The organism is Chitinophaga rhizophila, assembly GCF_019492185.1.
Lineage (GTDB): Bacteria > Bacteroidota > Bacteroidia > Chitinophagales > Chitinophagaceae > Chitinophaga > Chitinophaga rhizophila.
The window spans coordinates 1,794,484-1,806,660 of the sequence record NZ_JAICCF010000001.1 but is presented as its reverse complement, the minus strand read 5'-3'; the positions used below and the strand labels follow the sequence as shown (position 1 = coordinate 1,806,660).

Here is a 12,177-nt window from a genome sequence, read left to right as displayed (position 1 = left end):
GGCCTGTAATACTATATTACAGGCCTTTGTACTTACTATTTTTTACATGGAATACTCAATTCCTGTAGCTCAATGGTATATAGAGATTCCATTTCTCGAAAGCCTTACCATCCTCATAGATCTCAAAGTTAAACCAACCCGCATGAAGGAAGATCGCTTTCTCCAGGATCAGGAAGGGTTCTTTCACCTGCCGGATCTCAAAAAGGAAGGAGCCATCTGGCTCAAAAAACTTCACACTGTACTTCTTATCAGGTGCATCTGGCAGTTTAATATTCACGTTGCCATCCGCGGTGGTGTAGATATAATTTGACGGATGCCATACAATTTTCTCTTCTTTCACCGCCTTCTCCTTAGTAGTCGGATTAGTACCGGTATTTACTCCAGCTTCTTTAGCAGCGGCAATAGCCTCCTTGACATCTGCCAGCTGAAGCTTCTGACTGCCGTCAATAGTACTGTCAGGAACGGCCATAATGATCTTTGAATACAGGTAGCGCCCGTTATTAAACTGGATAAAAAGGCGGTAATAGTTAGAGCCGGGTAGTGGTTTAAAGTCCTGGTAACTGATCCTGAAGTCATTCGGATTGCTAACCAGTCCGATAGTGCTGAAGTTCAATATACTATCCAGAGAGCGTTGCACGCCTATAAACTTCACATCCCGGAACCCGGATATGAAATCCAGCTGGATTTTACCGGTCTTAATAAGGGCAGAGAAATCAGGTAATACCGGAGGTGTATTGGGTTGAGTCTGTGCCTTTGCTGAAAATACTGATGCTATTAAAATGAATGCGAATAAAATAAAACGCGACAACTGCTTCATATATGCTAATTCCTGTACTGTATCCATGTCTCCAGTAACCCGCCTGCGCAGATATCCTGGCTTTCCTCTTTAAGTTGGCAAAAATAATAAAATGATGCACCTGTGAGGTGCTAAGTATCGTTAAAAAAATCAAAACAAAGGCATTATTAGCCCCTATGAGACTGAAAATAGTTATTAGCGTAAATATAATCAAAACTGTTATATGGCGTTCCCCTGCAATCCGCCTGTGTGGATAAGTAGCACGTTGCTGCCATAAGGATATCTTCCGGCCTGCACATCTGTCCGGAAGCCCATCAGTAGTTTGCCGGTATAGACAATGTCCAGGGGCAGGTGCATGTCCTCATTGCTTGCCGCAATGAATGCTTTCAGTTCGGGAGATACTTTTGCGTATCCTCCTCCATGATGCATATGTAGTAATTCCCAGTGTGGCAGTGGCTGCGGATGTAGTAGCGCCTGTATTTCGCCTTCCAGATAGGTGGCCCCTTTCAATACGACATAACCCAGCACCGTCTGACCTGGAGCCGCACTGTTGATAATACCGGCCAGGGTCGTACCTGTGCCAACAGCGCAGGCGATATGCGTGAAGGTATCCGGATCAGAAATCCCACTTTTATCAACGCCTGCTGATTGCTTCAAAGGTGTGTTTTTCAGGGCCTCCACTGCAAGAGGCAGTATTTCTTCGCAGCCTTTAGCTCCCAATGCATTGTTGCCTCCTTCAGGCACTATATAAGCCTCCGGATAAAGGGCTTCCCAGTCGGTGTTGGCTTTGTTACGATAAGCTTCCCGGCTGATGAAGACCAGCTCCATACCTTTGGCAGCTGCACCCTTTAACGTATGACTCAATTCAGCTGCCTGTTCTCCCCGGATGATGCCTGTACACGGAAACCCTGCCAGGTGACAGGCAGCGGCAGTGGCCGCAATATGATTAGAGTAAGCACCACCGAAAGTGACTAGTCGTTGCTTACCTTGCCGGATAGCCGCGTCAAGGTTGTGTTTTAGTTTGAACCACTTGTTACCTGATACCTCAGGGTGAAGCAGGTCAAGCCGTAATACCCATGCCTGTATCTCAGCCGGAAGCCAGGGAGGGGTAATTTGTTGCAGAGAGATATTGTTATAGTTGAACTGCATCCGGCAAAGTAACGATCATTTACACATATTAGTCCAGTATAGCTCCGTTCCTGCAAAGTAGCAGGAATTGGTTCCTTTAGTAGTCGGATGTTTGCCATATACCTAAAGGCCGGGGGAGGAATACAACCTTATCTGCAGCTTTTCGTTCCAGCGGCTGCAGATAAGGTTGTCAAATATATGGCTGACAAAGATACTCCATGATCGCTGACTACTGCCCTGTATACAATACATCTGCAGGATTCAGTTTCTCTCTGTTCCTGTAGATGCCGGCATCCAGCCATGCGCCGGATCCCGTGTTAAAGTATTGTACCTTGATCCGGTGCAGTCCTTTACGCAGTGGTATGAAGCCGCTGCGGTCCTGTAAGTCATGTTGGCCATCATTGTCAACTACTACCTGATCATCAATATAAAATATTGCGCCGTCGTCGCTGTTAAGATGAAGCTCATAAAGATCATCCGCAGGGACTTTTAGTAGTCCGGTGAAAGTAACGCCAAACTCCTTTACAGGTAACGGGCGGATATCAATAGCAGGTAACAGGCCGGTGCTGTCGCCCGTTTCCGTCAGCTGTCTGGCACTGGATGGCGGTGTTTTCACCAGGGAGAACCTGATGCCCTTATTTCCCTGTTTTGTAGCAATTGCAGGCAGGAAAGGCTTATGTACATAGGTAGCGCTGTACATCGGACTGATACGTCCGTTGGGCAGTACTACAATACAATTGACCGTAGCAGTACCATTCTCAGGTACATGGATGGTAAAGGCACGGGTGTATGGCGCACTGCGTACTCCCGGCTGACTACCATCAATGGTATAATAGATCATACTACCTTTCACTGGCGGTTTAAGTGTGACAGTAGCAGTAGTACTGGTTACTACTTTGCTTTCAAGACCGGCAGGTTCTGGTATACGGAAGTTGACGCCCGTATAATCCATACGCGCCAGTTCCAGCGGCAGCTTTTGCAGAAAGCGGTCGTAGTTCTTTTTAGAGGGCTGGGCCCATGCTATTTCTGACAGGGCGAGTGCGCGAGGCCATAGCATATAGTCCAGCATTGGCTGATCAGGTATAAATTCTGTCCAGATATTCCCCTGTACGCCTTTGATATAACGTTGTTCGGCAGGCGTGAGAGACCGGGGTAAGGGCTCATAGTTATATACAGTTTGCAGTGGCAGATAGGCTGCTGCATTGAGTGGTTCAGTGGCCGGCTGACCTTGGGTATAATCGAAATAGAGATAAGTATTAGGCGTCATGATGACATCATGTTTCTGCTTAGCCGCAGCAATCCCGCCTTCTTCACCGCGCCAGCTCATAACAGTGGCTTTCGGCGCGAGGCCGCCTTCCAGTATCTCATCCCAGCCAATGATAGAGCGTCCTTTACTGTTGACGAACTTTTCCATACGCTGGATAAAATAGCTTTGTAGGTCATGCTCGTCTTTCAGTCCCAGCCTGCGGATCATACGTTGTACTTCAGCAGATTCTTTCCATCGGTCTTTCAGACATTCGTCGCCGCCAATGTGTATATACTTGCTTGGGAATAGATCTATGACTTCCGTTAATACATCCTGTAGAAATACGAATACCGAGTCATTAACAGGGTTGAGCACATCTTTGGATATTCCCCAGGTAGTGCGCACCTCATAGGGCCCTTTTGTATTGCCAAATGATGGGTAGGCAGCAAGTACGGCCTGCGAATGACCAGGCATTTCTATTTCAGGTATAATGGTAATATTTCTGTCGGCTGCGTATTTGACAATATCCCGTACTTCCTCCTGCGTATAGTAGCCACCGTAAGGTTTGCCATCATAAGTATTACTGCGTCGGTGATGACCAACAATGGTCTCTTTCCTGGTGGAGGCAATCTCCTGCAGACGTGGATACTTCTTGATTTCAATACGCCATCCCTGGTCATCAGTAAGGTGCCAGTGGAAGCGGTTGAATTTATAGAGCGCCATCATATCAATAAACTGTCTGATGGCCGCAGGAGGGAAGAAGTGGCGGCTTACATCCAGCATCATCCCGCGGTAAGCGAAGCGCGGATAGTCCTGGATTTTTACACCCGGCAGGTGCAGGCTGCCATTGAAGGGCTTTTGAGTGACGGAGTCAGTAGCCGCTTTAAAATGCTTGTTTACAGGAAACAGTTGTAGTAGTGTTTGCAGTCCATAAAATAGCCCTGGCGCATCGCCCTGCATATATACCCGGCCGGTATTTACTTCCAGTATATATCCTTCTTTTTTACCAGTAGGCGCTTCTACTATTTTTATGACAGGTAATGATTTAGGAGTGCCTTTGGTAGCAGGACTGACAGGTAGTTTAAAGTTGTAATTACGTTGCAGGTAATCATTGAGGAATGCGGCTGTTGTTTCTCCGCCTTTACCACTGAATTGAATAGTAGTTTCTTGATTCACAACAAAGCTGCCAGGCATAGGATTGAGCAGCAGCGGTTCAGGGATGATGGTAATGTCACCGGTTTTCAGCTGTGCTACTCCGGACAGAAAGCAGCATAGTGCGAGCGTTGACAGGAATAATGTTTTCATATGCATAATATTGGTATGGTTATTTACTGGCATTCTTCATCGTTCACATTCACCTCTATTGTATATAGCGACCTGCAGCCCGCCCTGAGACGGGCTGCAGGAGTTGTTATTCATTAGTCAGGAATCCACCTTTTCCGCGGTACAGTTTTACCTTACTGTCCAGTTCAAGGGCCAGTACCGTCATGTATTTATCCTGCACAGCCGGGGGCACGTCAATATAGACAAGTCCGGGTACAGCGCTCCAGGATATTTTACCTACAACTTTATGATGTAGCTGCTGGCCGTTTCCGACTGCGCTGATCTTTTTAATAGTATTCACCAGGCCTTTTACCATTACCTGACCAGTCATATTGCCGGGCAGGAAGAGGTATAAGGTAGTGGAATCTTTTGACAAAGTGGTAGGACCATAGAAGTGTCCTGCCGGGATTCCCGCTACAGTATTGAAGATAGCGGGAGCATGTTTCTTATTCCATGCGCCCAGTTCTTTCAATACGTTCACTTGTTCAGCAGGAATAGTGCCATCTTCGGCAGGACCGATATCCAATAGCATGTTTCCGCCATTGCTGACAGCGTCGGCAAAGATGGTGATGACCTCGTAAGGTGTTTTGAAATTAGTATCATCAGGATGATAGCCCCAGTTGTTATTGATAGTCATGCACAGCTCCCACCAGTGATAGTTGGGTCTGGATACGGGGAAGTTCTGTTCGGGCGTTTCATAGTCGCCATAGCCTTGCAGACGGCCATTGATAATGGTGTTTGGATGGTGGTCCGTCAGCATTTTTCTCATTTTCTGGGCTTCCCATTCTTCAGCGCTGTGTTCCCAGTCGCCATCAAACCACCAGAGGTCTGGGTTGTATTGTTGCATCACTTCTTTCAGCTGACCTTGAGAGAAGCGGAGGAAGCGCTGCCAGCGTGCGGCATCTTTCTTTGCGTCATAGCGGCTGCTGTCTTTCAGGAATTGCGGATAATCAGGATGGCTCCAGTCTATCAGGGAGAAGTATGCACCTGTCTTAATCCCTTGCTGCCGTAGGGCCGTATATAAGGGCGTGAGTACGTCGCGTTTGGCGGGAGTGCTGTTAGCTACATCCAGCTTGCTCAGTTTACTATCCCATAGGGCTACGCCATCATGGTGTTTGGTAGTGACCACCGCGTAGCGGGCACCGGATTCCTTGATCAGGGCGGCCCATTCTTCCGGATGATAGTTCCTGGCGGTGAACCCTTTCAGCTGTTGCATATAGTCATTGTAAGCTATTTTTTTGTTATAGAATGACCAGGATTCGTCTACCCCTTTGACTGAATAGATGCCCCAATGGATAAAAATGCCAAGTTTTGCATCAGCAAACCATTGCATTTTGTTCCGGATAGAATCGGGTGGAGTGTGTTGTTGAGCATTGGCAATTGGCAATAGTGGCAGCATGAGCACTGCGGATAAGAATAGTCGTTTCATCTTTTGATTCACATGGATTTAATCTATAATGTTTGTTTATTTACGAAAACAGCCCCGGTTGGTACGGGATTTGTTGCATGATGGCCCGTAGGCGTAACAGTTTCATAACAAAAAGAAGCTGTGAAAATAGTTTTAATCGTTAAATTTAGCGCCTGGAAAATATTCATCTAATACATGGAAACACAAAAAACAAATCTATAAATGCAACCAACTTTATTGATCCTTGCTGCCGGTATGGCTAGCCGATATGGTAGCCTCAAACAGATACAGCAGTTTGGCCCCAGTGGTGAAACAATTGTTGATTACTCCATTTATGACGCTATCCGTGCTGGTTTCGGCAAGGTAGTGTTCATTATCCGTAAGGAATTTGAAAAAGAATTTAAAGAGATATTTGAACCCAAACTGAAAGGTCGTATAGCTACTGATTATGTGTTCCAGGATATGAATGCATATCTGGATGGTTATCAGGTACCTGCTGACCGCACTAAACCTTGGGGTACTGCGCATGCAATACTCTGTGCAAAAGATGCTATCAATGAGCCTTTTGCGGTGATCAATGCAGATGATTTCTATGGTCGTGACTCTTTTGAGAAGGCGGCTACTTTTCTGAAAAATGCTGCAAAGCCAGACGTTTACAGCGTAATTGGCTATCAGCTGAGCAAAACGATCAGCGAGCATGGATCTGTTTCACGCGGTGTATGTGCGGCTGATGAAAACAGTAACCTGGCGGCTATCAATGAAAGGACCAATGTGTATAAAGACGGCGAGCAGATTGTGTATGAAGATGCAGATGGCACCAAACATCCGCTGGCAGGTGATACACCTGTTTCCATGAATTTCTGGGGTTTCCATCCATCGGTATTTGAACTGAGCAAAGGTTTATTCAAAGAGTTCCTGGAAAAGAGCGGTGATAAGCCTAAGTCTGAGTTCTTTATTCCTATCGTGATTGATCATTTCATTCAGAACAAACTGGGTGTTGTAAATGTGATCCCAACTGCTGCACAGTGGTTTGGTGTAACATACAAAGAAGATGCTCCTGGTGTACAGGAAAGTCTTTCTTCACTGGTGAAAAGAGGTGAGTATCCGGATAATCTCTGGAAATAACCTCGGATGAATTGTAATAATTTTGCTATTTGTGTGGATTTTGGTTAAAGAAAGGACGTTTTATTTCAATATCTTCAAAAAGTGAAGATTTGTTTGCGAAATGACTAAATCTTTTGCATTGTATTGTTTTTTAGTCAACCGACCAATACATTTGTAGTAGCAAATAAAAACATACCTCCATGTGGGTAAATAAAGACAATAACAAGATTAATCACATAGTAGCTCAGTTGAACTGGGCCATTACACTAGTCGTGATTGTCGTTGTCATTATTAGCCACCAATATGGAGGATAGGTAAACGTGTACAATCACTAACGATAAATAGAATGCCTTCCTCCATCGAGGAAGGCATTTTTTTGTGCCTGTAATTAGTTCAATCCAAAATCGAATTTCTAATATCTGAATTATGTATAGCTATTACAACGAGAACACCATTCTTTACATCAACGGGGAGTTTAAGAAAGCCACCGCCGCTACTACCGACCTGTATGGCCAGTCACTGCATTATGGATATGCCGTATTTGAGGGTATCCGCGCTTACAAAACAGCTGATGGAACTGTTAAGATTTTTAAAGCAAAAGAACACTTCGACAGATTTAAGCGTTCCTGCGAGTTGATACACATGCCGTATCCATTCGATAACGACGAGCTGGTTGCTGCATGTTACAAGGTGCTGGAAATGAACAATATGGAAGAAGCGTACATTCGTCCGCTTGCTTTCTGTCCTCCCAATATGACGTTGAAAGCTGCTTCCGAGACGCATGTACTGATCTGTGCATGGGAATGGGGTGCTTACCTGGGTGAAAAACTGCTGCGCGTTATGACATCGTCTTACCAGCGCCCTAACCCGAAAGCATTTAAGATCGAGTCAAAGACCGCTGGTCTGTATGTAAACTCCATCCTGGCTTCACAGGAAGCGAAGGAAAACGGTTATGATGAGGCATTGTTGCTGGATATCAACGGCTATGTAGCTGAAGGTCCGGGTGCAAACCTCTTCTTTGAGAAAGACGGTAAAATCTTTACCCCTCCCCCAGGCAACATTCTGCCAGGCATTACCAGGGCAACAGTGATTGAACTGTGCCACGAACTGGGTATTCCATTGGAGGAAAAGCTTTTCACTGTTGATGAACTGAAAACAGCTGATTGCGTATTCTATTGCGGTACTGCTGCTGAGGTAGTTGGATGGGATTCACTCGACGGTCACACTTTTGCTAAACCATGGGCTTCTTCCCTGGGTAAGGTGCTACAGCAGGCTTACAAAGCGAGAGTACTCGAGAAAGAATTTGATCGCGCTGCGGTCCCTGTTGCATAAGCGACCGGTATCCGTACACAGATATTCGTGAAAACTCGTGCTGATTCAGGTTGGACTTACTCAATATGCCATACCTGGAAGTGATACACTATTAGTCAAAACTGATAGTATTGTATCCTTGTTTCAATCAGATAGCTAACAAAGCATCACGCTTCGTGTTGATAAAACAAAGCGTGATGCTCTTTATAACACTTCGTACCAACCTGTCAGTCTTCCCGTTACAGCCTTTTTTAATTAGTTGGAATTTGGATTTTTCAAAGTAGGATATCTAGTACCACAGCGGATTTAGCCATAAAATGAAGAGATTTGAATACCGGTTAACAGGTCAGTAATTGGTTTGGAACTTGGCTTTTATCACTGCTATTTTGTACCTACTTAAATAGCAACCAGGAAATTTTAATAAACAGATGGAATTAAACAAATACAGCAAAACGCTTACTCAGGATCCTACGCAGCCAGCCACACAGGCGCAGCTGTATGCACTCGGTCTAACTGAAGAAGATCTGAAGAAAGCGCAGGTAGGCATTGCCAGTATGGGCTATGATGGTAATCCGTGTAACATGCACCTGAATGATCTCGCACAGGAGGTCAAGAAAGGGGTCTGGGCTAATAATCTCGTTGGACTCACTTTCCATACCATTGGCGTTAGCGATGGTATGACAAACGGTACACCCGGTATGCGTTATTCCCTCGTCAGCCGTGACCTGATTGCTGATTCCATCGAAACCGTTGTAGGCGCACAGTACTATGACGGTGTGATTACCGTACCAGGCTGTGATAAGAACATGCCAGGTTCACTGATCGCTATGGGACGTCTTAACCGTCCGGCTATCATGGTATATGGTGGTTCTACCGCTCCTGGTAAATACAAAGGACAAGATCTGAATATCATATCAGCCTTTGAAGCATTAGGCCAGAAAATGGCTGGTCAGCTGAGTGAAGATGACTTTAAAGGAATTGTACAGCATTCATGCCCTGGCGCTGGTGCCTGCGGTGGTATGTATACCGCAAATACCATGTCTTCCGCTATTGAGGCATTAGGTATGAGCCTTCCTTATAGCTCTTCCAATCCAGCATTAAGTAAAGAGAAGAGAGAAGAATGTCTGGCAGCAGGTAAGTATATCCATATCCTGCTGGAGAAAGATATCAAACCTTCTGATATCATGACATATGAGGCATTTGAGAATGCAGCTACAGTTGTTATGGCATTGGGTGGCAGTACTAACGCTGTACTCCATTTCATCGCCATTGCAAAAGCTATAGGTGTGAAATTCGGACTACCTGAATTTCAGCGTATCAGTGATAAAACCCCACTGATCGCCGACCTGAAACCAAGTGGTAAATACCTGATGGAAGACCTTCACAATATTGGTGGTGTTCCGTTAGTAATGAAATATCTGTTGAAAAAGGGCTATTTGCACGGCCACTGTCTGACAGTTACCGGCAAAACCCTGGCAGAAAATCTGGAGAGTGTTCCGGATATCGATTTCGATTCACAGGATATAGTAGTGCCTGTTGATAAACCGTTGAAAGTAACCGGGCATATCCAGATGCTGTATGGTAACCTGGCCGAACTGGGTTCCGTCGCTAAGATAACCGGTAAGGAAGGCTTAAGCTTCCGTGGTCCTGCACGTGTATTTGAAGGTGAATATGAGCTGATTGCAGGTATACAAAACGGTCGTGTAAAAGCAGGCGATGTGGTAGTAATCAGGCAGGTTGGTCCGAAGGGCGCACCTGGTATGCCTGAGATGCTGAAACCAACTTCCGCGATCATGGGCGTAGGACTGGGTAAAAGCGTAGCGCTGATTACAGACGGACGTTTCTCTGGTGGTACGCATGGCTTCGTAGTAGGTCACATCACGCCTGAAGCAGTAGAAGGCGGTACTATCGGATTAGTAAAAGACAATGACATTATTGAGATTGACGCCGAGAAAAATACAATCAATGTTGAATTAAGTGCTGAGGAGCTGGCAGCCCGCAGGGCACAGTGGGTGAAACCCGCATTGAAAGTAACTAACGGTGTATTATATAAATATGCAAAACTCGTTTCAAATGCAACAGAAGGATGTGTTACCGATGAAGCCTGAGCCGGCTGAAAAGCGGGCAGTAGCAAATGCTGCTCCACTTAATATCACTGGTTCCGAGGCAGTGATCCGCTCGCTGATTGCAGAAGGTGTTGAAACCATTTTCGGCTATCCGGGAGGCGCTATTATGCCCATTTATGATGCCCTGTACGATTTCCAGGATAAAGTTCATCATATATTGGTCCGTCACGAACAAGGTGCAACGCATGCCGCACAGGGTTATGCGCGTACCTCTGGCAAAACAGGGGTGGTCTTTGCCACTTCAGGTCCTGGCGCTACCAACTTGGTCACAGGCCTGGCAGACGCTTACATGGACTCTACACCTATGGTGTGCATTACCGGTCAGGTAGCTGCTCACCTGTTGGGTACTGACGCCTTTCAGGAAACCGATGTAATTGGTATTACTATGCCGATTACAAAATGGAATATCCAGGTTACACGCCCTGAAGATATACCTGGCGCTATTGCCAAAGCATTCTATATCGCAGGCACCGGCCGTCCGGGACCTGTTCTGGTTGATATTACCAGAAATGCGCAGGTAGCCAAATTCGACTTTGAATATAAGAAGTGTGATTATATCCGTAGCTACCGCCCCGTACCAAGATTGGACCTGGAGGCTGTAGAAGCGGCAGCAGAGCTGATTAATAATTCCAAAAAGCCGTACATCTTCTGTGGCCATGGCGTATTATTATCAGGTGCAGAGAAAGAACTGATAGCGCTGGCTGAGAAAGCTGGTATACCGGTGGCATCTACCTTACTGGGTCTGTCTGCAGTACCGGTTGATCATCCGAAGTATGTAGGTTATCTCGGTATGCATGGTAACTATGCTCCTAACATCATGACTAACGAGTGTGATGTATTACTGGCAGTAGGTATGCGCTTCGATGATCGTATTACCGGCGATGTGTCCCAATATGTGAAACAGGCCAAAGTTATCCACATAGAGATTGATGCAGCTGAAATCAACAAAATCATTAAGGCCGATGTAGCTATACATGCAGATGCAAAAACTGCATTGGAAGCACTGATTGCATTAGTGAAGCCACAGCAGCATGATGAATGGATACAGGAGTTTCGTGAAGCAGATAAACAGGAGGAAGAAAAAGTAGCCCGTAAAGAACTTTATCCTGCTGAAGGTGGTTTAAAGATGGCAGAGGTAGTACGTCTGATCTCTGAGAGAACAGAAGGTAAAGCGGTATTGGTAACAGACGTAGGTCAGCACCAGATGATTGCTTCCCGTTACTATCGCTTTAAAGATCCGAATACCAATATTACCTCCGGTGGTATGGGTACTATGGGATTTGCATTGCCAGCTGCAATGGGAGCGAAAGTAGGTACGCCTGAAAAAGAAGTGGTAGCAGTAATCGGTGATGGTTGCTTCCAGATGACCTTACAGGAGCTGGGTACTATATATCAGTCAGAGATAGGCGTGAAAATAGTGATCCTGAATAACAACTTCCTGGGTATGGTGCGTCAGTGGCAGCAGCTGTTCTTTGACAAACGTTACTCTTCCACCGAAATGACCAATCCTGACTTTGTACAGATAGCAAAAGGATTCTTTATTCCTGGTAAGAAGGTAACAGACCGTTCGGAAATTGCTGCAGCAGTAGATGAGATGATTTCTCATAAAGGAGCTTACCTGCTGGAAGTAGTTGTGGAGAAAGAAGACAACGTATTCCCCATGGTTCCTTCCGGTCAGCCGATCGCTAACATCAGGCTTGAGTAGGAGGAAGAAGCAATCTGCAATCATTAACAA

8 protein-coding genes are annotated in these 12,177 nt (G+C 45.7%); 4 read left to right on the top strand and 4 right to left on the bottom strand.

The genetic code is table 11. The annotated features are described in order from the left end of the window. Window positions 1–55 precede the first annotated feature (55 nt). The 4 genes from K1Y79_RS06745 to K1Y79_RS06730 form a co-directional block, all read right to left on the bottom strand. Window positions 56–817 (bottom strand): hypothetical protein, encoded by a 762-nt coding sequence (locus tag K1Y79_RS06745; RefSeq protein WP_220249233.1) that lies wholly within the window; start codon window positions 815–817, stop codon window positions 56–58. Window positions 818–1,015: 198 nt separating this feature from the next. Next, complete coding sequence (locus K1Y79_RS06740; protein WP_220249232.1) at window positions 1,016–1,945, bottom strand: 1-aminocyclopropane-1-carboxylate deaminase/D-cysteine desulfhydrase; 930 nt, start codon at window positions 1,943–1,945, stop codon at window positions 1,016–1,018. A gap of 208 nt (window positions 1,946–2,153) precedes the next feature. After that, window positions 2,154–4,475, bottom strand: coding sequence for a family 20 glycosylhydrolase (locus tag K1Y79_RS06735; protein WP_220249231.1), 2,322 nt, complete (start codon window positions 4,473–4,475; stop codon window positions 2,154–2,156). A gap of 106 nt (window positions 4,476–4,581) precedes the next feature. Next, on the bottom strand, window positions 4,582–5,922 hold the full coding sequence (locus K1Y79_RS06730) for an alpha-L-fucosidase (RefSeq protein ID WP_220249230.1): 1,341 nt from the start codon (window positions 5,920–5,922) through the stop codon (window positions 4,582–4,584). 201 nt (window positions 5,923–6,123) lie between these two features. On the opposite strand from K1Y79_RS06730, the gene K1Y79_RS06725 reads away from it, so the two are divergent. The 4 genes from K1Y79_RS06725 (at window position 6,124) to ilvB (ending at window position 12,147) form a co-directional block, all read left to right on the top strand. Then, entirely contained in the window at window positions 6,124–7,026 is a 903-nt protein-coding gene (locus K1Y79_RS06725) for a sugar phosphate nucleotidyltransferase (protein WP_220249229.1), read from the top strand. Between the two features lie 405 nt (window positions 7,027–7,431). Then, window positions 7,432–8,337 (top strand): branched-chain amino acid transaminase, encoded by a 906-nt coding sequence (locus K1Y79_RS06720; RefSeq protein ID WP_220249228.1) that lies wholly within the window; start codon window positions 7,432–7,434, stop codon window positions 8,335–8,337. Window positions 8,338–8,744: 407 nt separating this feature from the next. Continuing rightward, on the top strand, window positions 8,745–10,424 hold the full coding sequence (ilvD, locus tag K1Y79_RS06715) for a dihydroxy-acid dehydratase (RefSeq protein ID WP_220249227.1): 1,680 nt from the start codon (window positions 8,745–8,747) through the stop codon (window positions 10,422–10,424). Then, entirely contained in the window at window positions 10,390–12,147 is a 1,758-nt protein-coding gene (ilvB, locus tag K1Y79_RS06710; RefSeq protein ID WP_317197472.1) for a biosynthetic-type acetolactate synthase large subunit, read from the top strand. The genes ilvD and ilvB overlap by 35 nt, the downstream gene beginning before the upstream one ends. Window positions 12,148–12,177: the final 30 nt, after the last annotated feature.